Source organism: Corynebacterium intestinale (assembly GCF_023574125.1).
GTDB classification, from domain to species: Bacteria; Actinomycetota; Actinomycetes; order Mycobacteriales; family Mycobacteriaceae; genus Corynebacterium; species Corynebacterium hesseae.
In genome coordinates this window covers 171519-197115 of record NZ_JAMKFF010000003.1, presented here as the reverse complement: position 1 = coordinate 197115, position 25597 = coordinate 171519, and the positions used below count along the sequence as shown (strand labels likewise).

Genomic DNA, 25597 nt, shown 5'->3' with positions numbered 1-25597 from the left:
GTGTGGTCAGGTAGGAGATGTGTTAGAGGCGAGTGAGGGAGGAAGTGGGGACGTCGTAAAGCACTGCCTCTCCCATACCGACCCAACCGATAAAGGGATTGTCCTGAAGCACTTGTGGAGTGTGGACGTGGCCAAGAATCCATGCGTCGAAGCCACAGGCCTGTAGCTGTTCGGGTGTCGTGGGCAAGCATATGCCTTTAGAGAATTCACCGGTCACTGATGAGTGCAGTAATCCCAGATGCGGCTCGTTGCTCTGGCGCGTTGGAAAGGTGAGTGTGCGGGGATCGGGATCGGCAGCTACCGCGGCGGTGACAACGGTAGCGCCGGCGCAGTGAAAGGAGTGAACGTCGGCGGAATGAACCGTTACAGGCGAAGAGAGACTGAGTTCGTGGTGGACGTCGTGATTCCCGGAGATGAAATGGACGTCGCTGAAAAGCTCGCATGCGCGAGCCATGACTTTCTGTGCTTGGGGTACGTAGGTGGCTGCGTCGGCTTTGCGGTCAATGATGTCACCGAGGCAGATACATGCATCCGCAGTCGTGACCTCCAGTACGTTTAGCACCCACTCCATGCCTGGCGCGTCGGGGCGGCCAAGGTGAAGGTCCGCGAAAATGAGGATACTAGCCACGCGCCCTCCTTCCTTGCCACCAAGTGATTAGGACTAGCACGACAGTGGAGGTTCCTACACCGATGAGCGTCATAGCCATGGCTTCAGCGCGGTGGCCCTGGTCAAATTGGTTCATGATCCACGGCGCAAGGAGATTGAGCTGGCTCGGGCGGATCAGGGAGGACATGACGAGCTCGCGGAAGCCCACAAAGAACGCCAGCAGCCAACCGGCAAAGATACCCGGGGCAAGCAGCGGCAAGGTGATGCTGCGCAACGTGTGGGAGGCGGAGGCACCGGACACGGCGGCTGCCTCGTAGACCGAAGGGGAAACCGCGCCAGCGGAGGTCTTGATGTTCTGCACCGCCATCGGCAGGAAGAGAACAGTAAAAGCCATGACGAGGATGATCATGGAGCCATAAGGTGTCCATGGCAGCCAGGGAGCGTTCCATAGGAGAATGAAGCCAATGGCGAGAACGATTCCGGGGACGGTATCCGGTGCTACAGCAAGGAAGTCGACAACACGGGCGCTGATCTGCCTGGTTCGCTGGGTGAGCAAGGTGACCGCGATGCCGAGGATGACCGCCGTTGTGGCGCCAATTGCACCGAGGGCGATGGAACGCAGCAAAGCTTCTTGAGCGGAAGGCATCTGCAGGACGATGGCGAAATAGTCGAAGGTGAGGTTTTGAGGCGTTGGGGGCGCGGATCGCAGAATGGTCATGGCTGCCAGGGTGATGGAAATATACGGGATGAGCACCGAGCAGGCGATGATGAGGAAAGCAACTAAGCTGCCAAGGACCTTGCCTGCGGTGCCGATGCGGAGCGAGACTTGGCGGGATACTCGTCCACCACCGGTAAGGTCGCGCCGCGAGACCCATTGCTGGAATGCCCATGCGCCCACACCAAGTGCAAACAACACCGATGAGGAGGCTGCTGCATCGGAGAAACTCAACGGGTCGATGGTGACGTCTTGGTAGATGGAGGAGACGAGGACCGTGAAACCGATGGCGTTTCCCAAGGTAACTGGGGTGCCGAACTCGCCGGCAGCCTTGATGAAAATGATCAGTGCGCCCAGTGAATAGGGGCCCACGACGGTGGGGAGGATGATGCGACTAATCTGTTGCCACCGGCTGGCGCCTGCGACTTGAGCCATTTCCAGAGAGGATGCAGGAATTGAGGTCAGACAGTTGCGCAGGATGAGATAGAGGAAGGGGAAGAGCTCGCACGCCATGATGAAAGCCATGCCAGGAACCGAGTAAATGGCGTCATGCGCGAGCTTGCCGACGGTATGCCCGAAGAGCAATTCGGAGACTCCACCGCGGCGGGTGAAATCCATCCACGCCATTGCTGCGGCAAAAGGCGGGGTCATGAAAGGAATCATGATGGCGATTTCTATCCAGTTCGCCTTAGAAAAAGACGTCCACGCGCGCAGGAAAGCTAGCGGGGCGGCGAACAGAGTAGAAAAGACCACCACGAGGAGGGAGAGGACGACCGTATTGAGTAGCACCTCTCCCATGCCCGGCTCCACAATCTTGTGGAGAGAAGAAGGCTCATCGCGGTACCCCACCACAGCGCTGATGAGCACCGATGCCAACGGCGCAGCGACAAGCACGAGCAGCACGAAGAGTACTGCATAAATGCCGAGAGTGCGCTGAGGGCTGCGGGTGGTGGTGCTCATAAGGTGGGGTTGCTCCGTGGTGAGATAGTAGAGGCTACTTCAGGTAGCGCTCAGCGAACTTTTCCTTGATGTCCTTGGAGGAGGAGGCGATGCCATCGAGATCCTCGTTGAGGGTTTCAATCTCCTCCAGCTTCGGGCCGTTCTTCGGGGTGATCTCGGTGTTGGCCGGGATCATGTTCTTGGAAGCAGAAATCTCCTGTGCTTCATCGGAGAACATGAAGTCGACAAAAGCTTCGGCAGCGTCCTTGTTGTCGGTGGTCTTGAGGATCATGACCGGTCGCGGGGTGACGGTAGTGCCGGAGGAGGGGATAACAACCTCAAGCGGCTCTCCCTTGGCCTGAGCGGAGTATGCGGAGTAGTCCACACCACCCATGACGATGCCTCGAGAACCGGAGGTGACCTGGTCCAGGGCCGGACCGTTAGCGCCCTGGACAATCATGCCGTTGTCGAAGAGTTTGTCAAAGAGCTCCCAGGTCTTGTCCTCGCCCCACTGATCCACCATGGCGGCAATGAGGTCAGCGGCGGTGCCGGACTCGCGCGGATCCGGCATAATGACCTGATCCTTGTATTTTTCGTCAGCGAGGTCCTCCCAGTCCTGAGGAGCGGAGTCCACCACGTTGGTGTTGGTCACCAGTGCCAAGGCGGAGCCATCGCGGCCGGTGAATGTGCCGTTCTTGGATACCCAGCTGGAAGTGATCTTGTCAGCACCTTCCGGGGTGTACTCCGCCAGAGCGCCGGCCTTGTCCTGCTTGGAAGCAGCGGACCAAGAAGCCAAGTAGACCACGTCTGCCTGCGGGTTAGCCTCTTCCGCCTTGAGCTTGGCGGTGATCTTGCCGGTGGTGTCGGCGAAGACGTTGACCTTGACATCGGTCTTTTCCTCGAAGGCTTCGACGAGGGCGTCGGTAAGGCCCTGCGGGTTCGCGGAGTAGTAGTCCAGCTCGCCGGACAGTCCCTCCGGGGCTTCCCAGGCCTCGGCGCTGGTTTCAGCACCGGTGTTGTCGGCGGAGGATGCGTCGGTGGAGTCAGCGGAATCAACAGAACCGCAGCCAGTCAGAGCCAGGGCAGAAGCAGCGGCGGCAGCGAGGGCGAGAGAAAGTTTCTTATACAGCATGGAGAATCCTTAAAGTAGAAAACGGATGTGACTAGTACGCAAGACGTACCGTCGAACCACGATCGACTCGAGAGCGGCTGTAAGCCACCCAAGGCTCGTCAGCGCCTTCGACATCGCAGTGCAGCTCGTAGCGTCCGCCGATGTACTGAGCGGTGCGGACGATTCCGTCCACGTGGTGCGGGAAAGACCCGATGTCTTCCTCCGCGTCAAGGACGGTGAGGTTTTCCGGGCGGACGTCGGGAAGCCCAGCGCGGCGGTTCATAGTACCCACGAAGCCACCGACGAAGGGGGTGGCAGGGGAGTCGTAGAGGGTGACAGGATCGGCGAACTGTTCGATGACGCCGTCCTTCATGACGACGACGCGGTCCGACATGGACAGAGCCTCGGATTGATCGTGGGTGACGTAGATGACCGTGAGTCCTAAGTCGTGGACCAAGGCAGTGAGCTCGGCACGTATCTGAACACGCAGGGCAGCATCGAGCGCAGAGAGTGGCTCATCCATTAGGAGTAACTGCGGGTTGGACACAAGCGCGCGGGCGATGGCTACGCGCTGCTGCTGGCCACCGGAGAGTTGATTAGGGCGAGCTTGTGCCTTCGGGGTAATTCCGACCATGTCCATGCACGCGCGCACACGTTCTGTGCGTTCCACAGAAGACAACTTGTTACCCGCGGTGGTGAGGGGAAACTCGATGTTCTTCTCCACAGTCATGTGCGGCCACAGCGCCAGATCTTGAAACACCATGGACAGGTTGCGCTTATTAACGGGAACGTTCGTGTGTGGGCCGAACACTTCTTTATCGGAGAAGGTGATGGTGCCAGCATCGGGGGTTTCGAGGCCTGCGATGCAGCGCAGAAGCGTGGACTTACCGCAACCGGAGGGGCCGAGAATGGAGATGAACTCGCCGGTGTTAATGGCGAGGTCAGTGGCATGGAGACCAGTGTTGTCCGCGAACTCGCGCTTAATGCCGGTAACGACCACGTGGGCCTGGGAGGCAGGTGGTTGGGGCGAGAGTTGAGAAGTCACGGCGGAAAAGGTTAGGGCGATAAAGTAAGCGGATGGGGGCGTTGAAGTTACGAAGGTGGTAAAGAAACATGAATAATGGGTGACGGACATGCGGTGTTTAAACTGGAGCACATGCAGCGCTGGGTTCTTCACATCGACATGGACGCGTTCTTTGCGTCGGTGGAGCAGCTCACCCGCCCTACCTTGCGCGGCCGGCCTGTGTTGGTGGGTGGAACGAGCGGACGCGGCGTCGTCGCCGGTGCCTCTTATGAAGCCCGCGCATATGGAGCTCATTCCGCAATGCCCATGTTCCGCGCGCAGCAGCTCGTGGGCTATAAAGCCGTGGTGGTGCAGCCGCGCCGGGCGGTGTATGTGGCGGCCTCGCGCCGGGTATTTGGAATTATTGCGCAGCATGCGGGGGTCATCGAACAGCTCTCCATCGACGAGGCCTTCATGGAACCGGCCGCACTCGCCGGAGCCACGCCCGCCGAAGTCCGTGAGTGGTCGGAGAATCTGCGCCGAGTGATTCGAGCTGAGACGGGCCTTCCCAGCTCCATCGGCGCCGGTGCAGGCAAGCAAAGCGCGAAGATTGCGTCAGGGGAGGCCAAACCGGACGGGACTTTCATCGTGCCCCAGGAGCGCTTCGATGAGCTCATCCACCCGCTGCCGGTGGGCAAGCTCTGGGGAGCGGGCCCAGTCACCCAGCAGAAGCTAGCAGCCATTGGCGTGGAGACTATCGGCCAGCTGGCGGCGATGAGTCGCAAGGAAGTCGAGATCTCATTGGGCAACGTGGTGGGCGTGCAGCTGTGGAAGCTCGCCCAAGGGATTGATGAGCGCCCGGTCGCCCCGCGCGCGATTGCCAAACAAATCTCCACCGAGTTCACCTACCCCACGGACCTGCGCACGGCGGCGGAGGTGGATGCGGCACTAATCCGCGCGGCGCAGGGCGCGCATTCCCGCCTGCTCAAGGACGGCCGCGGCGCGCGCACGGTGACGGTGAAGCTGCGGATGGCGGATTTTCACATCGAATCCCGCTCGGCCACGCTGCCCTATGCCACGGATGACCTGAAGGTCCTCGAGGCTAAGGCCTTGAGTTTGGCGCGCTACCCGGAGGAGCTCGGGCCCATCAGGCTGGTCGGGGTGAGCTACTCGGGGTTGGAGGAGGCCCGCCAAGACGTGCTATTTCCTGAGCTCGACCGCGAGGTCGTGCGTCCAGCTCCGGATACGGATTACGAGACTGGCGTCAGCGACCACCTGCCCGGCGCGCCGGAACCCGAGGCAGAGCCCGGAGCAGAGTCGGAAACGCTGGGAGAAGCGGGATCGGATTCGATGCGCCGCTGGCACGCTACGCAGGACGTCTACCACCCCGAGTTTGGACACGGCTGGATTCAAGGCGCCGGCCATGGGGTGGTCAGCGTGCGCTTTGAAACTCGCGCTACGGGCCCGGGGTTTGTGCGCTCTTTCGCGGCTGAGGATGAAGATCTCCACCCGGCCGATCCATTGGACTCACTGGCCTGGGAGGGGCGCTGCCAGGCGACGCCACCGAGGCCGATGCCCCTGTGACTGACCCCGCTGGGGAGGAACCGCCACGCGAGGATAGCTAGCCCGCGGTATAAGCAGTGGCGGAGGGGGCAGTGCTAAACATCTCTGCCACCGGTGTGTCGGTAGCGAGTGCCGCGGCGAGCATAATGCGGGCTTGGCCGGCTCGGAATCCGCCGGAGGCCACCGCGCCCATCTCGCCCAAGGTGGCACCGCCACCTGCGCCGCCATAGGCCAGCTTGGTAGCTCCGTAGGGCGTGCGGGTGCTAATCACCACGGGCACGCCAGCTTGCAGCGCGCGGGCCACCCCTTCTCCCATCTCTTCACCCATGTTCCCCGAGCCCATGGCTTCGATGATGAGGCCATGGGTGTGGTTGAGGGAGGCGTCGACAAGCGCGGCGCCGGCACCCGGGTAGGCGGCGATGATCTCAACGGGGTGTTGCGCCATGGGGGAGAGCGGCAACGGCGCCAGAGCGGAGTCACCCACCGGTAGCTCCTCAAAGCCGTTGAGCTGCGAAGTATGCCACTTGCGCGCGCCGCGTCCGGGAATGGTCTTGCCGCCGAATTGCACCCACACGCCGGCCTTTCCGGAACACAGGAGCTCATAGGAATCGCGCAGATTGCGCGGGCCATCACCAGCCGGGTGGTCGAAGGCGCGCTGCGCGCCAGTGAGCACGATGGGCCCCTCGCCGAGGTCGAAGAGGGATAACGCCAGCGCGGTTTCCTCCATGGAATCGGTGCCGTGCGTGATGAGGACGCCATCAATCTCTGGGCGCGCAAGGTGCTGGCGCACACACAGCAGTAGCTCATCGAGGTCTGCCAAAGTAATCGAGCTGGAATCCAGCGCGCGGAATTCCACCACCTCAATGTCGTGTGTTCCGACTTCAGCGTCGAGGAATTGGGCTAGCTGTTGCCCACTGACGGTGGGGACCAGGGATCCGTCACGGACCGTCGTGCAGGCGATGGTGCCACCGGTGGCGATGAGGGCGAAAGTCATGACAGCAGGCTACTACAGGCACGCACCTGCGCGGGAACCCCAGGGCGGCGGTCGTGGACGCTAAAGTAAAAGGGATAAACCACGATCCCCTACGTGAGGAGTATTTGTGAAATCCTTCAAGCTGAGCGCCGCCGTTGTGGCCCTGGGCGCCGCGACTGCCCTGGCTGCCTGCTCGTCTTCCGAGGATGCAGACACCGAGAACAGCACCGCCGCTAAGCCTTCGGGCGAAACCTCCGCATCGCAGGTGGCCTCCACCGAGATGCCTACCGTGGAGCAGCTCAATGAGATCCTGACCAAGGCCGCCGACCCGAACCTTCCGCAGGAAGAGAAGGTCCAGCTGGTCCAGGGCAGCGAGACGGCGCCGGAGCTTTTCGACGTCATGTCGCAGTCCCAGGCCGAGTCCGGCGCCACCTTCGAGGTCGTTGCCCCGGTCATCCCGGGCCTCGTGCCGGATTCCGCGCTGGCCACCGTCCACATCAATACCCCGGACGGCCAACAGCAGACCGCCGACCAGGTGGAGTTCATCAACGAGGGCGGCACGTGGAAGCTGTCCAAGACGTGGGCCTGTGTCCTGGTCACCAACATCGTCCCGCCGGAAGAGGTGCCGGAGATGTGTGCTGATTCCGTACCGGAAGGCGCAGAGGCGCCCGCCGACGCCCCGGCTCAGTAAGACTGGGATTCAAGTTTCAGCGCCCGCCACCACACTGGATTGAGAGCCAGTGGGTGGCGGGCGCTGCGCTGTCTGAAGGACGGCGCGCGGTTGCCTGATGCGGGGCAGGCGCGGCGCGCAGCGGACTAGTCGGTGGTGAACGTCATATCAGTGGCGCTGGTTTGCACCACGCGGAGATCGGAGCTGTCCGCACCATAAGAAATGGCGGTAGTCACGGAGACATCGCCGGCGGTGGGAAGCGGTTTGGTCAGATCAACGGTGACCGTGCCCTTCGACGTCGACGTGGTGTCCATGACCTTGAGTTCTTTGCCCCGCAGCTCCTCGGGGGCGTCAGCGCCGTCGAAGGAGAGCGCGCCGAGGGACGGCCGCTGCTCAACCTCGACGTTGAGCGTGGCGATATCCCCGTCGAGCTTGTCCAAGGTATAGGTCGTGGTTTGCAGCAGCGTGGACTCGCCGGTAACGCGCGATTCCACGACCCACTGAGCACCGGAGCCAATTTCCTCATCCGGGAAGACGATGGGCAGCGAGGTCAGGCTGGTGATGGCGCGCTCCACAGCGCTGCGGGCCTCGTCGGTTGCGGCCTGCGGGGCGGCAAGGCGCAGCGAGTTCATTTGCCCGCTATCCGTGCCGCGCCACCCAAACTGGAAACCCTCGGCGGAGGAGACGTCCGCGCCGTCAGCCTCAGGCTTGCCCACGGTAACGAAGGCGTTGCGGCTGGCCGGCAACTGGCCCTCAACATCCTCGGTGGCAGCCTCCACCGAGGCCTGTAGCGGAAGGGTGACCTTGTCCTTGGACGCTGGTGCAGGAGCCGAGCTGCCGTCCTTGCGTAATTGCTGGTCAAAACCCGTGGCGACCTCATAGGTCAGCTCCTGAGTGGCATCGAGATCCTTATAAGCCACAACGCGGCTTGCGTCGTCACCGGGTTCTAGGAGGGTGACGCGCGGGGCATCGAGGGCTAAGCCCACTGGCTCCTCTACTGGCTTGGCCGGCTGGGAATAGGAACAGCCGGCGAGCGCGCCGCTGACTCCCAAGACGGTGGCGGACAGGACTGCTAGAGCTCTCACACGAAACACGCATTCCAAATTACCGGATGAGCCTGTTTAGAATGGAACGGGTGAAAGCAAGGAGTTATATCGGAGTGATGGTTGCGGTGGTGCTCGGTGTGGCCGCCGTCGACCAAGCCGTGAAGGCACTGATGCTGTCCATCCTCACGGAAGGCGAAGCCCTACCGGTAATCGGTGACTGGTTCCGCTTCTACCTTCTCTTTAACCCCGGCGCCGCCTTCTCCATGGGAGGGGAAGGCTCGACGTGGCTGTTTACCACTATCCAACTCGCCTTCGTTGTTGGTGTAGCAATCGCCGCCCCGCGCATTCATGACAAGTGGCAGGCCATCGGGCTGGCGATGATCGCCGGCGGTGCTCTGGGCAACCTCATCGACCGCCTCGTGCGCGAGCCAGGGTTTTGGTTCGGCCACGTGGTGGATTACATCTCCGTGGGCAGCTTCGCTGTTTTCAATATCGCGGATGCGGCCATTACCTGTGGCGTCGTGGTATTCATCATTGCGATGTTTTGGGCGGAGATGCACGAGAAAGCTGAAGAAAAGGAAACGGGGGGAGAGTAATGCGCGAAAGCCGTAGGTTGCCGGTGCCCGAAGGGCTCGATGGCATGCGTGTGGATGCCGCCTTGGCCAAGCTCCTGGGCATTTCCCGCGCCCGCGTGGCCCAGCTGTGCACTGCGGGTGATGTGGAAATCGACGGTGCGGCCGTGGGCAAGTCCGAGCGCTTAAGCGCCGGTGGCTGGATCGACGTCATGATGCCAGCGCCCGAGGAGCCGCTCATTCCTAAGGAAGAGCTGGTGGAGGGCATGGATGTCCTCTACGCGGACGAGGATGTCATCTGCGTGTTCAAGCCCGTGGGCGTGGCCGCCCACCCGACTTTGGGCTGGGATGGGCCCACCGTCATCGGCGGGCTGCGGGCGGCGGGCTATGCGCTTGCCGACGCCGGCCCTACCGAACGCAAGGGCATCGTCCACCGCCTCGACGTGGGAACCTCAGGCGTCATGGTGGTCGCCGCTAGTGAGCGGGCCTACTCGCAGCTCAAGAACGCCTTCCGCGAGCGCACCGTGAAAAAGACCTATCACGCCGTGGTCCAGGGCCTGCCCGATCCCATCGTCGGCACCATTGATGCGCCTATCGGGCGTCATCCTTCCGCGGGCTGGAAGTTTGGGGTCATTGATGACGGCAAGCCGGCGGTGACGCACTACACGCTGCTCGAGGCCTTCCGCGAGGCCAGCCTCCTCGAAGTCCACCTGGAGACCGGCCGCACCCACCAGATCCGCGTGCACATGTCTGCTACTGGACATCCCTGCGTGGGCGACCCGATGTATGGTTGCGACCCGAACCTGGCCAAGCGCGTGGGGCTTAACCGCCAGTGGTTGCACGCGGTCGAGCTCGGTTTTACCCACCCGGGCACCGGCAAGTGGTTCGAATGCACCGCACCCTACCCGGACGATCTCAAGCACGCCGTGGAGGTATTGCGCGGATGAGCCCGCAGCGGAGCACACGCCAGCGCATCTATCGGCGCCGCCGCACCGCGGCACTGGTGCTGCTGGCCGTGCTGGCGCTGGTGGTGATTGTCCTTTTCGGTCTGCTTGGCACGCAGCCTCGCTCGGCGTTGCAGGGAGACCAGCTGGGCCCGGATGGAACCGAGACTGCCGCCGAATACCGCGAGCGCGCGGAGGCCTCGCTAGCGCAGGCGGATAAGCCAGCCTATGCGTTGGTGGGTTTTACTAAGCCGCTGAGTCCGCACGACGTCTCTGAGGCCCTGCAACCAATCCAGCGCATGGATGCCATCGTGATCGGCTTGGCTGCCCCCATCGCTGTTCCCGAACCCGTCACAGGGGCCGAGCGCGCCGACGTCATCGAGGCGGTGTTCGCCCGCGTGGATGAGCAAGCCGGTGACATGGGGGAGGAGGCGCCGACGGAGGTCGACGCCGTCGTGGTCTATTCCGAAGGGAGTCAGTTGCGCGCACTCGCCTCCGACCCGCGGGTCGAGACGGTCGAGGTTGCCCCCGACGATGCCGCCTGGGGATCCTTCGGCGTGCGCCCGCCCGCTAACGTCGGACAGAATGAGAACAGTTAAGGAGAAGACATGCGTTTGTTTCCGAACACCTCTACGTGGCCGCCGAACTACCGCTTTGCTTACCTCTTGATGTGGGCGGGCGCATTCATCGCCTCCGGGGCTGCCATCGCGCAAGGTATCTGGGGTGCCGACAAGCTCACCTTCGGCATTCTCGTCGTGGTGGCCATCTATTGCATCGCCATGGCCATCCTCATGCCGCGGTGGGCGCTCAACGCGCGCGAGGAATCCGCCCGGCGCGCCCATGCTAAGCAAGCGCGCGAGGAGCTGAAGCGCCGCTAGTCCTCTGCAGTGGCGCGTGATGTGTCGGCGGGGTGGAGGCGGGCGCGGCGTCGAGAAGCGCGGCCCATGCGCACCAAGTCCGCAAGGTAGATGATCACCGCAACCCAGATGATGGCAAAGCCAATCCAGCGTTCGGTGGACATGTGCTCCTGGGTCACGAACAGCGCCCACAGCATCTGCATGATGGGGGTCATGTACTGCAGCATGCCTAGCGTCGACAAGCGCAGGTGCTTGGCACCCTGCGCGAAACACAGCAGGGGCAGGGCAGTGACGAGGCCGGAGGTAATCATCAGCGCGACGTGCCCGGGGCCTTCGGTAGTGAAGGTGGATTCGCCCTGTGCCTGCAGGTAGCCCAGGTAGATGAGCGCGAAGGGGAGCATGACAATTGTTTCCGCGGCGACCGACCCCATGGAGGAGACCGTGATGCGCTTTTTAAGCAGGCCGTAGATACCGAAGCTGAAGGCTAGGGCCAGTGAGTAGTAGGGGGCCTGACCGGTCATGAAGGTCAGCCACAACACTGCAATGAAGGCGATGCTGACCGACGCCACCTGCGCCTTCGTCAGCTTCTCCTTGAGGAAGATGATTCCTAGGGCCACGGAGACAAGCGGGTTGATGAAGTAGCCCAGTGCGGCATCCGCCACGTGATCGCTGTTGATGGCGATGACGTAGGTGCCCCAGTTGATGGTGATGGCCACGCCGCAGGCGAGCATCCACCCCCAGGTGCGCAAGCTGAACGCTCGTAACTCGCGCCAGCCGCCGGTCACCAGCAACATTGCGGTGACAAGAACCGCGGTCCACACGATGCGGTGGGCCAAGATCTCGAAAGGGCTGGCGGGGCGCAGCAGCGGGAAATACGCTGGGAAGAAGCCCCACATGAGATAGGCAGCAATGGTGTAGAACATTTAAGAAAATGTACCTCAGCGAGGACCTACGGGCGAAGTTTGACGTCCCCGCTAAGATGAGCCGCATGGCCAAAAACTCCTCCTTCGTCCACCTGCACAACCACACCGAGTTCTCCATGCTGGATGGCATGGCCAAGGTGGATATGTTGGCGGATGAGGTGGTTCGCCAAGGAATGCCTGCCGTCGGCATGACAGACCACGGCAACATGTATGGCTCCAATGCCTTCTACCAAAGGATGACGAGTGCTGGTGTGAAGCCCATCATCGGCATCGAGGCCTATCTTGCGCCCGAGTCACGCTTCAACAAGAAGCGCGTGCTGTGGGGAACCCCGGACCAGAAGCGTGATGACGTCTCCGCTTCCGGTGCCTACTTGCACCAGACCATGCTGGCGGAAAATGAGACCGGCCTGCGCAACCTGTTCACGCTGTCCTCCCTGGCCTCCTATGAAGGCCAATTGGGCAAGTGGCCGCGCATGGACGCGGAGCTGATTGCCGAGCACGCCGAGGGCATCATCGCCACCACCGGTTGCCCGTCGGGTGACGTGCAGACCCGCCTGCGCCTGGGCCAGTTCAATGAGGCGCTAGAGGCCGCCGCTATGTGGCAAGACATCTACGGCAAGGACAACTTCTTCTTGGAGCTCATGGACCATGGGCTGGACATCGAGAAGCGCACGCGCGATGGCCTGTTGGAGATCGGCCGCAAGCTGGACCTGCCGCCGCTGGTGACCAATGACTGCCACTACGTGCTGGAAACCCAAGCCCCCGCGCACGAGGCGATGCTCTGTGTGCAAACCGGCAAGACCTTCATGGATCCGGACCGCTTCAAGTTCGACGGCACCGGCTACTACATCAAATCTGCCGCCCAGATGCGTGAGCTGTGGGACCATATGGTCCCGGAAGCCTGCGATAACACTCTGTGGATTGCGGAGCGCGTGCAAGACTACGGCAAGATCTGGGAGGAACATACCCACGACCGCATGCCGATTGCCGACGTCCCCGAAGGCCACACCCCAACCTCCTGGCTGACCCATGAGGTTATGGAAGGACTCAAGGATCGCTTCCCCGGTGGGGATGTTCCACAGGAGTACATCGACCGTGCTGAGTACGAAATCAGCGTCATCGATATGAAGGGCTACCCGTCCTACTTCCTTATCGTGGCCGAGCTTATTAAGCACGCGCGTTCCATCGGCATTCGCGTTGGTCCGGGCCGTGGTTCGGCGGCCGGTGCGCTCGTGGCCTACGCGCTGACGATTACCAATATTGACCCGATCGAGCACGATCTCCTCTTCGAGCGATTCCTGAACCCGGAGCGCCCCTCCGCGCCGGATATCGATATCGACTTCGATGATCGCCGCCGCGGCGAGATGATTACCTACGCCGCCGAGAGGTGGGGCGAGGACAAGGTGGCGCAGGTGATCACCTTCGGCACCGTGAAGACGAAGCAGGCTATTAAGGACTCCGCGAAGGTGCACTTTGGCCAGCCCGGCTTCCAGATGGCCGACCGCATCAACGGCGCTCTGCCACCGGCCATCATGGCCAAGGACATCCCGCTCGCCGGCATCATGGACCCGGAGCACGAGCGCTATTCGGAGGCAGCCGAGGTCCGGCAGATGATTGAGACCGACCCGGACGTCAAGAAGATCTACGAGACCGCCCGTGGCCTTGAGGGCGTGGTTCGCCAAGCCGGCGTGCACGCATGTGCCGTGATTATGGCCTCGGTGCGCCTCATGGACCACATTCCGATGTGGAAGCGCCCAGCCGACGGCGCCTACATCACCGGCTGGGACTACCCGGCCTGCGAGGCCATCGGCCTGCTGAAGATGGACTTCCTGGGCCTGCGCAACCTCACCGTGATTGGTGACTGCCTGGAGAACATCAAGAAAAACCGTGGCGAGGAAGTGCACCTCGAAGACCTCCACGCCGACGATCCGAAAGCCTCGAAGGTCTATGACCTGCTCTCGCGCGGCGATACCCTGGGCGTGTTCCAGCTGGACTCGGGCGGCATGCAGGAGCTGCTCAAGCGCATGAAGCCGACGGGTTTTAAGGATATTGTGGCCTCGCTGGCGCTCTACCGCCCGGGCCCAATGGGCGTGAACGCGCACTGGGATTACGCGGACCGCAAGAATGGGCGCAAGGAAATCACCCCGATCCACCCCGAACTGGAGGAGCCGCTCAAGGAAATCCTCGATGAGACGTACGGTCTCATCGTGTACCAGGAGCAGATCATGCGTATCTCGCAGAAGGTGGCAAACTACACCGCCGGCGAGGCAGACGGCTTCCGTAAGGCCATGGGTAAGAAGAAGCCCGAAGTCTTGGCGCAACAGTATGACAAGTTCTGGGGCGGCATGAAGGACAACGGTTACTCCAAGGAAGCGATGGATGCTCTGTGGGGAACCATCGAGCCCTTCGCCTCCTACGCGTTTAACAAGTCCCACGCCGCAGGCTACGGTCTGGTGTCCTTCTGGACGGCCTACCTCAAGGCCTACTATGCGCCGGAATACATGGCTGCGCTGTTGACCTCGGTGGGTGACAAAAAGGATAAGTCCGCCATCTACCTGGCCGACTGCCGCCACCTGGGCATCCGCGTGCTCTCCCCGGATGTCAATGAATCGGTGGAGACCTTCCAGGCCGTGGGCGATGATATCCGCTTCGGTATGGGTGCTATCCGCAACGTTGGTGGGGACGTGGTGGATTCCATCGTGAAGACTAGGCGGGAGAAAGGCGCCTATACGTCCTTCTCCGACTACCTGGACAAAATCGAGCTGGCGGCCTGTTCGAAGCGCGTCACCGAATCCCTCATCAAGGCCGGTGCCTTCGATTCTTTGGGTCATCCGCGCAAGGGACTCATGCTCATCCACGAAGATGCCGTGGATTCGGTGCAGACGACGAAGAAGGCGGCCGACAAGGGCCAATTCGATCTCTTCGCCGGCTTTGGCGGGGAGGAAGGACAAAGCGAGTCCGTTTCCGCCTTCGCCATCGATATTCCGGACGAGAACTGGGACCGCAAGCACGAGTTGGCACTGGAGAGGGAAATGCTGGGCCTGTATGTCTCCGGCCACCCGCTCGACGGATTCGAAGAAGCCCTCAACGCGCAGACCGATACCCCGATTACGAAGATTCTCAACGGTGAGGTGGGCAATGGCCAAGAGCTGGTGATTGGCGGCATCATCTCGGGTGTTGACAGGCGCTTTTCCAAGCGTGATGGCTCGCCCTGGGCCATCGTCAGCATGGAGGACCACAACGGTGCACAGGTGGACATCCTCGTGTTTAACCAGGTGTATTCGCTGGTGGCCGCGCAAATCGCGGAAGATAACATCATCCTGGCCAAGGTGCAGGTGAAGATCCGCGATGAGCGCATGTCCCTGTTCTGCTCTGATATCCGCATCCCCGATCTTGGCCCCGGCAACGGTGCCGGCCTACCGCTGCGCCTGACCATGCGCACGGATCAGTGCACGATGGACAACATTGCGCGCCTCAAGCAGGTCCTGGTCAACAACAAGGGCGAGTCGGATGTGTACCTCACGCTTGTCGACGGCGAAGAGTCCACCATGATGGTCCTTGGTGAGCATTTGCGTGTGGAGCGCTCCAGCAACCTCATGGGTGATCTCAAAGCGACAATGGGCGCCGGCATCCTCGGGTGAATTTATCTTCGCTTTCGCTATGGGTAGACGGGCCTTGACAGCTAGGCTAGACAGCACAGTCTAGAAGAAAGGAACCCCGTTTCCCATGGTCAATAAGATCCGCACCACCCACGTTGGCTCGCTGCCGCGCACGAAGGAGCTGTTGGAAGCTAACCTCGAGCGCTCCGCAGGCACCATCTCCGATGAGAAGTTCCACGAGATTCTTCAGCGATCCGTCGCGGACGTCGTCAAGCGGCAGGTCGACCTTGGCGTCGACATCATCAACGAGGGCGAGTACGGCCACATCACCTCCGGCGCCGTCGACTACGGCGCGTGGTGGAACTATTCCTTTACCCGCCTGGGCGGCCTGACCATGACGGATAAGGACCGTTGGGAAATCGGTGACAAGATCCGTTCCGAGCCAGGCAAGATTCGTCTCTCTTCGATGAAGGATCGCCGCGACCGCGCTCTGTTCGCCGAGGCCTACAACGACCCGGATTCGGGTATCTTTACCGGCCGAAAGAAGGTTGCCAACCCGGAGTTCACCGGCCCGGTTACCTACATCGGCCAAGATCAGGTGGAAGCAGACGTCAAGCTGCTTGCCGACGCCCTGCCTGATGGCACCGAAGGCTTCGTCGCCGCCCTATCCCCGGGCGCAGCGGCACGCCTTCCTAACAAGTTTTACGAGGACGAGTCTGCCCTCCTGCGTGCCTGCGGTGAGGCGCTCAAGGTGGAGTACAAGGCGATTACGGATGCCGGCCTGACCGTGCAGTTTGACGCCCCGGACCTGGCTGAAGCCTGGGACTCGGTGGTTCCGGAGCCGACGGTTGAGGACTTCCAGGCCTTCCTGCATGAGCGCATTGAGATCCTCAACGAGTCCATCAAGGACATCCCGCGCGAGCAGACCCGCCTGCACATCTGCTGGGGTTCCTGGCATGGCCCGCACGTAACGGATATTCCGTTCGAGGACATCATTGAGGAGATCCTGCAGGCCAAGGTCGGCGGCTTCTCCTTTGAGGGGGCCTCGCCGCGCCACGCGCACGAGTGGCGCGTGTGGAAGGACCACAAGCTGCCGGAGGGCACCGTCATCTACCCGGGCGTGGTCTCGCACTCCACCAATGCTGTGGAGCACCCACGCTTGGTAGCAGACCGCATCATCCAGTTCGCTGAACTGGTGGGCCCAGAAAACGTGATTGCATCGACGGACTGTGGTCTCGGCGGCCGTCTGCACCATCAGATCGCGTGGGCCAAGCTGGAGTCCCTCGTGGAGGGTGCGCAGATTGCCACCGAGGAGCTGTTCTAAGCAGCGAGCGGCCTTGAACCAGCGAGCAAACTAAATAAACGCGCGAACCTGCTCGGTTCGCGCGTTTAATTTTTGGTGGGGAGGCGGTTACTTCGCAGCCGCTTTCTCGCCTTCCTTCTTCTGGGAGTTATCCCAGTAGAAGCCGTGGCTCTTGAGGAAGGCACGCAGACCGTCGAGAACGGATGGGTCGAATTGTGCGACCACGGTCAGCGCATTAATAGCGACGGCGACCAGAGCGATAATGCCGCCGACCCACGCAAAGACCTCTTCGGCTGTGTCATTGGGGCGGGCGGACTGTACCCATTCGGGCATCTCGTCCCATTCCTTCTCCAACTCGGCGTCCTTTTCCGCTTGGACGCAGTCTGGCTCTGCTGGCATGCCAGAGGAACCATAACCGTTAAGGATGCCGAGCCCCAGCTCCTGCGGCCCCATGAAGGAAGAACCTGCGGTGCCATCAGCCACCGCCTGCTCGTGCTCCTCACGCGCCTTGTGCACAGCGTCCGCACATTCCTTGGAGAGATCGGAGGTGTCGATGTGACCGACGTTCATCGAGCTTCCACCGTTGGGGCCCTGAGAGCTTCCGCCACTAGAGCTTTGGCTCTGGGAGGAAGCGGGGGACTGGCTGCTCTCAGCGGATTCTGCGGCTGTGGCCAACGGGGTGACCAGGGCCATCGTCGTCGCGCACACTGCGATAAGGGAGGTGGAAAGGCGCATAATCAGGAGTTCTCCTTGAAAGAAGGTGCGAAGGGGGTGCGAGAAAAAGGGGTGGGCTAGCTTGTCCTAAGCCCACTTCAATGTAGCAGCCCGCCCCGAGGGAAGGTAGGGATTACAGGAACTTCTCCAGCTGCTCGCGCAGCGGTGCTGGGGCAAGGCTGAGGACTGTTTCGCGGACACCCGGAGCGTTCAGCAGGCCGACTGCGGCAGCCACCGCAGCGATGACACCGATGACAGAACCGGCGATGATGCCCGCAGTGGATGAGTGGGAGCTGTGGGTATTCTTGTCCTCGTCGTCCTTGTCACCGGTAGAGTCTTCGTCGTCAAGCAAATCTTCAACAGAGTAGACAGTGGTGGTTCCGGAGACTTCGTTGCCCACGATGAGCAGGTGCTCGCCGTTGGGGGAGTCGGCTTTATCGACGAAGGCGAAGCCCTCCGGGCCCAGGTCACCGGCAGCGGCGAACTCATCGGTGGAGAAGTCGCGGTTGTTGACGTAGGTGACGAAGGAGGCATTGGCCGGGTCGGTGACGTCATAGACGAAAACGCCGCCGACGCGCTCGGCGCCAACGAAAGCATAGGTGCGATCCCCAACCTTGCCGATTGTCAGGGCCTCCGGTTCAGGGCCCTTGTTGTCAGAGCGGTCATCAAACTCGGCCGCTTCGTTGTCGGCGTTGTGGTGGAACACTCCCGGTTCATTCAGCTCAGCGGTGATCTTTTCAAAATCGCTACCGGAGTCGAAGACGACCGTGCCGTTGGCGTCGTAGATGCTGAAGGAGCGAGAGCCGAAGGAATAGAGCTCGTCGAAGCAGCCCTTCTCTTCATTCCACCCGGAGGCGTTGCTGAGCTTCAGGTTGCCGGCCTGCTTCTTGTCGGCGAGCTCGTCCGGATTGACGTCGCCCAGCGCGCCCTCGCACACCTTGCCGTCCTCGATGAGGTCCTTGAGCTCGACTTCATCGGTGTAGACGCCGGAACCACCGTCCTTTTCCTTGACACCCCACTCGCGGGCGTCGCCCTCATTCGCGGTGGCGAAGTAGGTCTGGCCGCCGGCGGTGAAAGCACCGATGGAGTCCGGCATGGACAGACCCTTGACCGGGATGGTGCGCAGCTCAGCCGAATCATCCTTGTTGGAGGAGTCGAGCGGCACCTGCGAGTGATCCGCAATGTGGGCCGGCAGAATCTTTTCCACGGTGGCGGACTCAATATCGATGACACCGATTGCATTGGCCTCCTGCAGCGTCACGTATGCCTTGCCCGCCTGGGAGGAGATGTACTCCGGTTCGAAGTCAATGGAGGGCTTCGCCTCGTGCCCGGAGGGACCAAAGACGCGCACGCCTTCAGGCAGTGGCTTGCCGTCGAAAGCCGTGAAATCAGCGATGCGGGCATCCGCCTGAGTCGGCGCCGCAACTCCCGCCGGCAGTTTGATAACGGAGACGGAACCTTCTGGGTCGGCGACGTAATCGGTGCCCTCGGCGTTGAGCTCGTTCGACGGCTCGCCCTCGTTGGCCACGAGGGCGTAGCTTCCGTCCGCAGTGAGGTGGACGTTATCCGGCAAAGCGCCCACCACCACGCGCCCCAGCTCGGCGGTGGACAAGTCCTCGGACGCGGCGTTGAAGAAGAGCGCCTCGCCGTTCTCGGTCTTGTCCGCCTGCTGGACGGCGGCCACAGCCAGGCCATCAGGGCGTACGGCTACGGAGTTGATCTCTTTGCCTTCACCGGCAGAAATGGAGCCGATCAAGGTGGGCTTGGCTGGGTCAGCGGCGTCGAGGACGTCGATCTGGCCCGCGTGCGCGTTAACCGTAAGGATGCGCTTGGAGGCTGGGTGGAAGGCCACGATTTCCGCGGCTGATTCTGCGTACACGCCGGACTCATAGGTGCCGATCGGGGTCACCTTGAGGCTGGCGTCAGCGGCGGAATGCTCGATGACGTTGTCCACAATCGCGGCCGAGGATGCCGGCACGGTCAGGCTAAGGCTAGTCGCGGTCGCAGCACACAGCGCGAGAGCGCGGCGGGAGAAAGAGCGAGACATTGAGAAAGACTCCTTGAAGCGGAACGAAAAAGTTTCCGAACCACCGTACGTACCGTCCATGGTGCTTTTGGGGAACGCAGCGTTGCAAACAAACGATATCTAGGTAAACGTTGGGTGAATCGGTCGAATGCTAGGTAATGTGCGACGCGAGAGAGCTGGGGCGCTAAAATGAGCCACCATGACAAGCACCCCGCAAGACTTCGAGCCAATCCACGCCTCTGATATCCAACTGGCACAATCGCGAATTAGCTCGGAGATTGCCCCGACTCCGCTGCAGTATTGCCCGCGCCTGTCCCAAGAAACCGGCTATGAGGTGTACTTAAAACGCGAAGATCTGCAGGACGTGCGCTCCTACAAGATTCGCGGCGCTCTGTACGGCATGTCGAATTTAAGCGAAGAGCAGCGGAAGCAGGGGATTGTTACAGCCTCTGCCGGCAATCACGCCCAAGGCGTGGCTTATGCCTGCCGCACCATGGGGATCCACGGCAAGATCTTCGTGCCGGAGCCGACCCCGAAGCAAAAGCGCGACCGCATCCTGGTCCATGGCGGTGACGTCGTGGAACTCGTTGTCACCGGCGCCAACTTCGATGAAGCAGCTGCCGCCGCGCACGCGGATGCTGCGGAGCGCGGTGCCTTCTTTATTGAGCCTTTCGACGCACGCGATACCGTTACCGGCCAGGGAACCGTCGCCGCGGAAATCGTGTCCCAACTGTCGTCCATCGGTAAATCCCTCGACACCGTGGTGGTCCCCGTGGGCGGCGGTGGCCTGATCTCCGGCATCACCTCCTACCTCGCTGACATGGCCCCGCGCACCGCGGTGGTGGGCATTGAGCCGGCTGGGGCGGCGTCGCTCAGCGCTGCATTCGCTGCCGGCGAGCCGGTAACGCTCGACACCGTGGATCCTTTCGTCGATGGGGCTGCGGTCAAGCGCATCGGTGAGCTGCCCTTCAAGATTTTGGAGGCCAATCAAGGACGCTTGCACTGGGATGTCGTCTCCGAAGGTGCTGTGTGCACTGAGCAGTTGGCGCTGTACCAGAACGAAGGCATCATCGCCGAGCCCGCCGGCGCGCTGAGCGTGACCGGCCTGCGCACGCTGAACCTGCAGCCGGGCTCGACAGTCGTCTGCGTTATTTCCGGCGGCAACAATGACGTGCTGCGCTACGCCGAAATCATGGAGCGCTCCCTAGTGCACCGCGGCCTCAAGCACTACTTCCTGGTGAACTTCCCACAGGAGCCAGGCCAGCTGCGCCACTTCCTGCAGGATGTCTTAGGTCCAGAGGATGACATCACGTTGTTCGAGTACCTCAAGCGCAATAACCGCGAGACCGGCGCGGCGCTGGTGGGCATCGAACTGGGCAGCGCAGCGGGTATCGATGGCCTGCTGGAGCGCATGGAGAAGTCGAAGCTGAATTGCCAGCAGCTTCAGCCGGGCACCCCTGAGTACGATTTCCTCGTCGCATAATGCTGGAGAGCTATCAGCGCCCGGTCGCAGGAGACGTCGTCGAGCACGAGATTGAGATCAAACGCTCGCGGTTTATCACCCTCATCGGCCGCGCCACGAATGAGGCGGAAGCACGCGCGCTTATCGACGCCGCCCGCGACCGCTTTCCCGACGCCCGCCACCACTGCTCGGCGTATATCTATCACGTCGATGGCTCGAATCCGGTGGAGCGCTCCTCCGATGATGGCGAGCCTTCCGGCACCGCCGGTAAACCGATGCTTGATGTTTTGAAAGGCTCGGGGCTGCTTGATATCTGTGCAGTGGTCGTGCGCTACTTCGGCGGCATCAAGCTGGGCGCGGGCGGGCTCGTTCACGCTTATGGCGGCGCCGTGAGCGAGACGATGGAGCAGGTTGAGCATGTCACGCGCGCCTTGCGCGAGCTCTATACCGTCGAGGTTTCCCACGCGGAGGCCGGCCGGCTGGAAGCGGAGTTGCGCAACCGCGGCGTCGACATGGTGGATACCGCTTATGGCCAGGCGGTGACTTTCACCGTGTCCGTTGAGCCCGGCGGTGAGGAGAAACTCGCTGCAACGCTCGCGGCACTGACTCAGGGTGGGGTAGAGCCGAAGGAAGCCGGAACAGCCTGGGTGGAGCTTTAAGGTTGCGGGCTTCTGGCCATGTAAAATAAGCCCCATGACTATGCAGCGACGCCCCAACAATCCCATTGAGCAACGCAAACAAGCCGTACGCACCCACGCACGCAACGGCGCTGTGTGTGTCGTGGGAGGCGTCGCCGGCGGCATCCTCCTGGGTTGGGCATTGACTGGTTTCTGGACCTGTATGGCCATTGGTCTCATCGTCGCCGTGGTCGGCGGCGCTTACAACTGGATAAAGATCCAGAAGATCGTCAACGAAAACCACAACCTTTAAGCGCCTATGGTGAATCAGCCCGACGGGCGGCCCGTCCGCATTGACGCCTGGGTCTGGTCCGTGCGCATGTTCAAGACCCGGTCAGAAGCTGCCGCAGCGGTGCGCGCCGGGCACGTCAAGCTCAACGGCAACGCCACCAAGCCCGCACAGCAGGTTGTCCCCGGCGACCGCGTGCGCGTGTGGCGCAACCACCACGAGCATGATCTCGAGGTGCTCGCCACCGTGTCCAAGCGCGTGGGCGCTCCCATCGCGCGGACCTGCTACATCGACCACGCACCGCCGCCACCGCCGAAGGAGTTTTTACCCTCGGTTCCGGTTCGCCCGCGCGGTGCCGGCCGCCCCACGAAGAAGGAGCGCCGGCAGATGGACAAGTTCCGCGGCGGATTCCGCTAATTATTCCGGAAGTTTTTTAAGGCCTTCAGGCGCGCGTTCAGGCGACGCTTGCGATCCTTGCGGTCGCCGGCTTGGGCGGTGGCCTCGATGTGCTGGGCGCCGAACTTGTTGAGCAGCAAATCGTCGATAAGCCTGACTTGGCCTGGCCGAAAGCGGTAGCGCATGGCGTCGTGCACGTGGGCGATGGCGTCTTCATCGAGGAGCTGCTTGAGCTGGCTTAGACGATTGATGCCGTTGTTTTCTAAAAGCTCCGCCAGGAAGCGGTAGTGCTCCGAGCGCGAACGCGGAAAGCGGTTACCCAGAATGATGGCGAGGACGCCGGGGAGGGTCTCTGCCGTGATTTCCACGTCATCGTCCGCCTCGGAGCTGGGGGCCTTGAGGGCTGCGATCTCATCGAACTGCTGGTCCGCCAACTCAATGAGGCCCGCAGCGAGCGTGAAGAGGCGATCCACCTGTGGGGATGGCGGGTTGGGGCCCTGCTTGTACCGGATATCGTGCTCAAATTCCGCCCAGGCGTGCTGCAGCACAGTGCGGATTTGAATTTCAAAGGTCCAGCCAACATAGGCTTCAAGTTCCTCAAGGGCAGCGGCACTATCTTCAGAGACCTTGAGCACTAGGTGGTGTGAACCATAGCCAAAGCCGCCGGAAATCCGCGTTTCTGCTGCCTTGTCCACCGAGCGAAGCACGGTGAAGGTTTCTCCCAGAACTTCGAGGGCCTCCGGAATAACCGTGGAGTGGAAGACGGTAATCCGCACGCCCAAGACATCGTGGATATCCTCCCACGGAGTGGGGTACATGAGCTCGCCGTTGCTGCGACGCTTCTTTGCTTTGGCCTTCAGGGACGGCCAAAGCTTGACGCGGGTAGCTACGCGGTCGAAGATAATTCCGGCGTCGTTAAGCAAGTCCTCGATGGCATCGCGGAAGTCCTGCGCCGCAGTGGGATGCGCGTGCACCCAGGAATGGTACTGGTTGCTCAAGCGGGACATGGATGATTCAGCCATCGTGAAACGTGACTCCTTTCGGCCACGGCGGAAAAGCGCGGGGGTGCGTCTACACCTCCAATGGGAAGCCGTTAGCTAATACTAGCGGTTGCATGCTGAGCGGGGCTCGATGGCGCGGGCGCAATTCAGCAGCGCGCCACGCTAACTCTGTGGCGCGATGCGGGGATACGTTGAACAACGCATAAAGAGTGTGCGCATCAGGCACGAGGTACGTGATACTTCGAGCCTGGCTGAGCCTCTGAAGATGATTGTCTAGGATAACGAAAGCCTGCGGATGGGCCAACCAGGACGATATCGTGCAGCGATGAGCTCGCACCTCGAGACCTGCCTCGGCCCCCATGAAGCCCAGTTCGGCAGGGCGGGTGAAGAATCGCAGTCCCTGCTCCGTCAACGCTCGCCGCTGCAGATTCAACGCTGCGGAATCCCATGCCTGGCGTACGGTCAAGCCCATATCATCCAGAGCGCGCTGGCTCACACGCTTGGCCTCCGTACCCGTGCCGCGCACTATGGACATCGATAGCGTGCGCGATAGCTGGAGGCTAGCAGGTGAGTCCCCAAAACCATCATCACACAGCTTATTTCCGGTCAGCTCTTCGCTCGGGCAGAGCGAGGGGAGAAGGCGATCGACGTGGAGGGAAGTGGATAGCGCGATGGTCATAAGGATTTATCTCCGTAACGGTTGGGCAGGTGCAGATTCCTTATGCTTATTGGACTGCGCTCCACGCCCACCGGTTCCCAGCGAAGAGGAGAATTCCTTTGTATTGGGGCTTATCGCGGATGCCTTGAGGCCAATCGCGGGTTAAAACGGAGGTGCTTCATCGAGTTGAAGCTCCTCGAGGAGCTTGTCTGTCTGCCAGATCTCAATATCCTGGCCCTTGCCTTGTAGCTCTTCGGCGCGCTTTTCCTTCGATGTCTTGGTGGCCCACTGGCCTACGACGAGGATGGTGGTCTTCTTCGTGACGTTCTTGCCCACCTTTCCACCGCGCTCAGCAATCTTGGACCACAACAGACCTTTATCAAAAGGTTCGAAGTCACCAGTGAGGGTGACATTCTGGCCAAACAATGCGCCTTCTGGATCGGCGTCGGGGTTCGGATCCGGGATGGTGTCTGGCGTGGATACGGACTGCCATGGGGCCGGCCCGCGGCGCTGTGCGGACCCGGAGCTCTTCTTTTTCGCACCCGAGGTCGTTCCGGCCATGCGCGTCTTGTCGCGGAAATCCGTGCCTGCGCCTAAGTCCGCTGCAGACAGCGGAGCAGTGTTAGCGCGCAGAACTGGGATGACGGACTCCTCGCTCAAGGTGCCCAGGGCAAAGTCACGGATGGTGAACAAGTCCTCGATGGAACCAGAGTGACCAAAGCGCTGGGCCAGGGCACTAATAATTTCGCCGGCTGCCCGGGCATCCGCTGTGGCTTCGTGGTGGTGGAAGTCCTCGGCCCCGATGTAAGAGGTGACGGTCGGAAGCTTATGATTGGCCACGTCGATGACGCCGGCGCGGGAGGCATCGCGAGCCAGGGCCAGCGAGCACGCCAAGCGAATCTCCGGAACCGGCGCCGCAGATTTCATAAGGCCGCTGCGCAAGGCCGTGGAATCGAACTGTGCGTTGTGGGCCACCATCGTGTCAGAGCCGAGGAAGTCGAAGAGCTCGGCAGCAGCATCCGCAAAGGGCGAAGCATCAGCGACGTCATCTGGCGTGATGCCGTGGATACTGATGTTGACGTCGTCGAAGTGCTCTAGGCCCGGCGGGGGAGTGCACAACCACGTACGGGACTCGGTCTCTTCGCCATCGCGGAAGCGGACCGCGCCGATCTGGCACACCGAACCCCAGTTGTCATTGGCCGTTTCCACATCGACGGCGGTGAAGTTCAATCCCTGAACACGAGTGCTGGCGGCCGGTGCTTCGCCGCGCAAGGCAGCCTCCACCGCCTGCGCGAAAGCCGTGGCATCCTGGCCGGGTGCAAAACGGATGACCGTGTCACCAGCACCACCTTCGGCACCGCTAGTGCCGTGAACGATGACCTGCCCAAAACCCGTTGCCGTCGGCTCCGTGCATTCCACGCCCGTGGCTCCAGCGAGGGAGAGACTCTCGTGGGCTGGTGCGCCGAGGGAAGAAGCAAGCAAAGAGCGGCGGAAAACAAGGGCTTCGGCGGTGACATCAATGACGGCACCGTGGGCAGTGTAGGACACGGATTCCTTTCAAAGCATGGTGTTGGTGGTGGAGAGCAAGCGGTGAAGAAGCAGCCAAAGC

The 25597-nt window shown here is 61.7% G+C and carries 24 protein-coding genes; 12 read left to right on the top strand and 12 right to left on the bottom strand.

Features of this window, described 5'->3' with window-relative positions:
* Positions 1–22: 22 nt before the first annotated feature.
* Genes M5J06_RS05490 through M5J06_RS05475 form a run of 4 tightly spaced genes read right to left on the bottom strand, consistent with a single transcriptional unit; the run spans position 23 to position 4417 of the window.
* Positions 23–628 carry a metallophosphoesterase family protein gene (locus M5J06_RS05490; protein ID WP_083303797.1) on the bottom strand — a complete coding sequence of 202 codons (606 nt, stop codon included), beginning with the start codon at positions 626–628 and terminating at the stop codon, positions 23–25.
* Positions 621–2282, bottom strand: coding sequence for an ABC transporter permease (locus M5J06_RS05485; protein ID WP_070512477.1), 1662 nt, complete (start codon positions 2280–2282; stop codon positions 621–623). Before M5J06_RS05485 ends, M5J06_RS05490 begins: the two co-directional genes overlap by 8 nt.
* A 34-nt stretch (positions 2283–2316) precedes the next feature.
* Complete coding sequence (locus M5J06_RS05480) at positions 2317–3393, bottom strand: ABC transporter substrate-binding protein (protein ID WP_070519889.1); 1077 nt, start codon at positions 3391–3393, stop codon at positions 2317–2319.
* 31 nt (positions 3394–3424) lie between these two features.
* Entirely contained in the window at positions 3425–4417 is a 993-nt protein-coding gene (locus M5J06_RS05475; RefSeq protein WP_070563153.1) for an ABC transporter ATP-binding protein, read from the bottom strand.
* 111 nt (positions 4418–4528) lie between these two features.
* Here M5J06_RS05475 and M5J06_RS05470 point away from each other — a divergent pair, with 111 nt between their 5' ends.
* Entirely contained in the window at positions 4529–5959 is a 1431-nt protein-coding gene (locus tag M5J06_RS05470; protein ID WP_250224158.1) for a DNA polymerase IV, read from the top strand.
* A 37-nt stretch (positions 5960–5996) separates the two neighbouring features.
* On the opposite strand, the gene M5J06_RS05465 is transcribed toward M5J06_RS05470, so the two are convergent.
* Positions 5997–6932 carry an asparaginase gene (locus M5J06_RS05465; RefSeq protein ID WP_193633977.1) on the bottom strand — a complete coding sequence of 312 codons (936 nt, stop codon included), beginning with the start codon at positions 6930–6932 and terminating at the stop codon, positions 5997–5999.
* Between the two features lie 106 nt (positions 6933–7038).
* Between M5J06_RS05465 and M5J06_RS05460 the strand changes: the two genes are divergently transcribed.
* Positions 7039–7602, top strand: coding sequence for a WKL family lipoprotein (locus M5J06_RS05460; RefSeq protein ID WP_250224157.1), 564 nt, complete (start codon positions 7039–7041; stop codon positions 7600–7602).
* A gap of 125 nt (positions 7603–7727) precedes the next feature.
* Here the strand turns inward: M5J06_RS05460 and M5J06_RS05455 are convergent, their stop codons facing one another.
* On the bottom strand, positions 7728–8675 hold the full coding sequence (locus M5J06_RS05455; RefSeq protein ID WP_250224156.1) for a DUF6263 family protein: 948 nt from the start codon (positions 8673–8675) through the stop codon (positions 7728–7730).
* Between the two features lie 32 nt (positions 8676–8707).
* Here M5J06_RS05455 and lspA point away from each other — a divergent pair, with 32 nt between their 5' ends.
* Genes lspA through M5J06_RS05435 form a run of 4 tightly spaced genes read left to right on the top strand, consistent with a single transcriptional unit; the run spans position 8708 to position 11021 of the window.
* Positions 8708–9223, top strand: a complete 516-nt coding sequence (lspA, locus tag M5J06_RS05450) for a signal peptidase II (RefSeq protein ID WP_070533290.1) — start codon at positions 8708–8710, stop codon at positions 9221–9223.
* Positions 9223–10146 carry an RluA family pseudouridine synthase gene (locus M5J06_RS05445; RefSeq protein WP_046647986.1) on the top strand — a complete coding sequence of 308 codons (924 nt, stop codon included), beginning with the start codon at positions 9223–9225 and terminating at the stop codon, positions 10144–10146. Before lspA ends, M5J06_RS05445 begins: the two co-directional genes overlap by 1 nt.
* Positions 10143–10742, top strand: a complete 600-nt coding sequence (locus M5J06_RS05440) for a hypothetical protein (RefSeq protein WP_250224155.1) — start codon at positions 10143–10145, stop codon at positions 10740–10742. The genes M5J06_RS05445 and M5J06_RS05440 overlap by 4 nt, the downstream gene beginning before the upstream one ends.
* Positions 10743–10751: 9 nt before the next feature.
* Positions 10752–11021, top strand: coding sequence for a type II secretion system protein (locus tag M5J06_RS05435; protein ID WP_250224154.1), 270 nt, complete (start codon positions 10752–10754; stop codon positions 11019–11021).
* Here M5J06_RS05435 and rarD read toward each other — a convergent pair.
* Positions 11018–11923, bottom strand: a complete 906-nt coding sequence (gene rarD, locus M5J06_RS05430) for an EamA family transporter RarD (RefSeq protein WP_250224153.1) — start codon at positions 11921–11923, stop codon at positions 11018–11020. The genes M5J06_RS05435 and rarD overlap by 4 nt on opposite strands.
* Before the next feature lie 65 nt (positions 11924–11988).
* Here rarD and dnaE point away from each other — a divergent pair, with 65 nt between their 5' ends.
* Both dnaE and M5J06_RS05420 read left to right on the top strand, forming a co-directional pair.
* Positions 11989–15564: a DNA polymerase III subunit alpha gene (dnaE, locus tag M5J06_RS05425; protein WP_154736418.1), complete on the top strand. Its 3576-nt coding sequence runs from the start codon at positions 11989–11991 to the stop codon at positions 15562–15564.
* Between the two features lie 85 nt (positions 15565–15649).
* Positions 15650–16846: a cobalamin-independent methionine synthase II family protein gene (locus tag M5J06_RS05420; RefSeq protein ID WP_250224152.1), complete on the top strand. Its 1197-nt coding sequence runs from the start codon at positions 15650–15652 to the stop codon at positions 16844–16846.
* A gap of 87 nt (positions 16847–16933) precedes the next feature.
* Here M5J06_RS05420 and M5J06_RS05415 read toward each other — a convergent pair whose 3' ends face one another.
* Positions 16934–17560 carry a hypothetical protein gene (locus tag M5J06_RS05415; protein ID WP_101735594.1) on the bottom strand — a complete coding sequence of 209 codons (627 nt, stop codon included), beginning with the start codon at positions 17558–17560 and terminating at the stop codon, positions 16934–16936.
* Positions 17561–17672: 112 nt separating this feature from the next.
* Entirely contained in the window at positions 17673–19586 is a 1914-nt protein-coding gene (locus M5J06_RS05410; protein ID WP_250224151.1) for a choice-of-anchor I family protein, read from the bottom strand.
* 178 nt (positions 19587–19764) lie between these two features.
* Between M5J06_RS05410 and ilvA the strand changes: the two genes are divergently transcribed.
* From ilvA to M5J06_RS05390, 4 genes are read left to right on the top strand one after another with little or no spacing between them, the layout of a single operon-like run.
* Positions 19765–21048: a threonine ammonia-lyase IlvA gene (gene ilvA / locus M5J06_RS05405; protein ID WP_239248928.1), complete on the top strand. Its 1284-nt coding sequence runs from the start codon at positions 19765–19767 to the stop codon at positions 21046–21048.
* Positions 21048–21686, top strand: a complete 639-nt coding sequence (locus M5J06_RS05400) for a YigZ family protein (protein WP_070596853.1) — start codon at positions 21048–21050, stop codon at positions 21684–21686. Before ilvA ends, M5J06_RS05400 begins: the two co-directional genes overlap by 1 nt.
* Positions 21687–21720: 34 nt before the next feature.
* The gene (locus M5J06_RS05395; RefSeq protein ID WP_070596854.1) at positions 21721–21957 is read left to right on the top strand and encodes a hypothetical protein; all 237 of its coding nucleotides are present in this window, start codon (positions 21721–21723) and stop codon (positions 21955–21957) included.
* A 6-nt stretch (positions 21958–21963) separates the two neighbouring features.
* Positions 21964–22350 carry an RNA-binding S4 domain-containing protein gene (locus tag M5J06_RS05390; protein WP_256485542.1) on the top strand — a complete coding sequence of 129 codons (387 nt, stop codon included), beginning with the start codon at positions 21964–21966 and terminating at the stop codon, positions 22348–22350.
* Here the strand turns inward: M5J06_RS05390 and M5J06_RS05385 are convergent.
* The 3 genes from M5J06_RS05385 to M5J06_RS05375 form a co-directional block, all read right to left on the bottom strand.
* On the bottom strand, positions 22347–23351 hold the full coding sequence (locus M5J06_RS05385) for a GTP pyrophosphokinase (RefSeq protein ID WP_070519920.1): 1005 nt from the start codon (positions 23349–23351) through the stop codon (positions 22347–22349). The genes M5J06_RS05390 and M5J06_RS05385 overlap by 4 nt on opposite strands.
* 49 nt (positions 23352–23400) lie before the next feature.
* Positions 23401–24009: a hypothetical protein gene (locus tag M5J06_RS05380; protein ID WP_070519922.1), complete on the bottom strand. Its 609-nt coding sequence runs from the start codon at positions 24007–24009 to the stop codon at positions 23401–23403.
* Between the two features lie 141 nt (positions 24010–24150).
* On the bottom strand, positions 24151–25536 hold the full coding sequence (locus tag M5J06_RS05375; RefSeq protein ID WP_250224150.1) for a 3'-5' exonuclease: 1386 nt from the start codon (positions 25534–25536) through the stop codon (positions 24151–24153).
* Positions 25537–25597: the final 61 nt, after the last annotated feature.

What these genes read in the sequence shown, in the direction of transcription:
- M5J06_RS05485 (WP_070512477.1), bottom strand. Translation starts at nt 2,282, where the DNA reads ATGAGCACCACCACCCGCAGCCCTCAGCGCACTCTCGGCATTTATGCA.
- M5J06_RS05480 (WP_070519889.1), bottom strand. Translation starts at nt 3,393, where the DNA reads ATGCTGTATAAGAAACTTTCTCTCGCCCTCGCTGCCGCCGCTGCTTCT.
- M5J06_RS05470 (WP_250224158.1), top strand. Translation starts at nt 4,529, where the DNA reads ATGCAGCGCTGGGTTCTTCACATCGACATGGACGCGTTCTTTGCGTCG.
- M5J06_RS05465 (WP_193633977.1), bottom strand. Translation starts at nt 6,932, where the DNA reads ATGACTTTCGCCCTCATCGCCACCGGTGGCACCATCGCCTGCACGACG.
- lspA (WP_070533290.1), top strand. Translation starts at nt 8,708, where the DNA reads ATGGAACGGGTGAAAGCAAGGAGTTATATCGGAGTGATGGTTGCGGTG.
- M5J06_RS05445 (WP_046647986.1), top strand. Translation starts at nt 9,223, where the DNA reads ATGCGCGAAAGCCGTAGGTTGCCGGTGCCCGAAGGGCTCGATGGCATG.
- M5J06_RS05440 (WP_250224155.1), top strand. Translation starts at nt 10,143, where the DNA reads ATGAGCCCGCAGCGGAGCACACGCCAGCGCATCTATCGGCGCCGCCGC.
- M5J06_RS05435 (WP_250224154.1), top strand. Translation starts at nt 10,752, where the DNA reads ATGCGTTTGTTTCCGAACACCTCTACGTGGCCGCCGAACTACCGCTTT.
- rarD (WP_250224153.1), bottom strand. Translation starts at nt 11,923, where the DNA reads ATGTTCTACACCATTGCTGCCTATCTCATGTGGGGCTTCTTCCCAGCG.
- dnaE (WP_154736418.1), top strand. Translation starts at nt 11,989, where the DNA reads ATGGCCAAAAACTCCTCCTTCGTCCACCTGCACAACCACACCGAGTTC.
- M5J06_RS05420 (WP_250224152.1), top strand. Translation starts at nt 15,650, where the DNA reads ATGGTCAATAAGATCCGCACCACCCACGTTGGCTCGCTGCCGCGCACG.
- M5J06_RS05415 (WP_101735594.1), bottom strand. Translation starts at nt 17,560, where the DNA reads ATGCGCCTTTCCACCTCCCTTATCGCAGTGTGCGCGACGACGATGGCC.
- M5J06_RS05410 (WP_250224151.1), bottom strand. Translation starts at nt 19,586, where the DNA reads ATGTCTCGCTCTTTCTCCCGCCGCGCTCTCGCGCTGTGTGCTGCGACC.
- ilvA (WP_239248928.1), top strand. Translation starts at nt 19,765, where the DNA reads ATGACAAGCACCCCGCAAGACTTCGAGCCAATCCACGCCTCTGATATC.
- M5J06_RS05400 (WP_070596853.1), top strand. Translation starts at nt 21,048, where the DNA reads ATGCTGGAGAGCTATCAGCGCCCGGTCGCAGGAGACGTCGTCGAGCAC.
- M5J06_RS05395 (WP_070596854.1), top strand. Translation starts at nt 21,721, where the DNA reads ATGACTATGCAGCGACGCCCCAACAATCCCATTGAGCAACGCAAACAA.
- M5J06_RS05390 (WP_256485542.1), top strand. Translation starts at nt 21,964, where the DNA reads ATGGTGAATCAGCCCGACGGGCGGCCCGTCCGCATTGACGCCTGGGTC.
- M5J06_RS05385 (WP_070519920.1), bottom strand. Translation starts at nt 23,351, where the DNA reads ATGGCTGAATCATCCATGTCCCGCTTGAGCAACCAGTACCATTCCTGG.
- M5J06_RS05380 (WP_070519922.1), bottom strand. Translation starts at nt 24,009, where the DNA reads ATGACCATCGCGCTATCCACTTCCCTCCACGTCGATCGCCTTCTCCCC.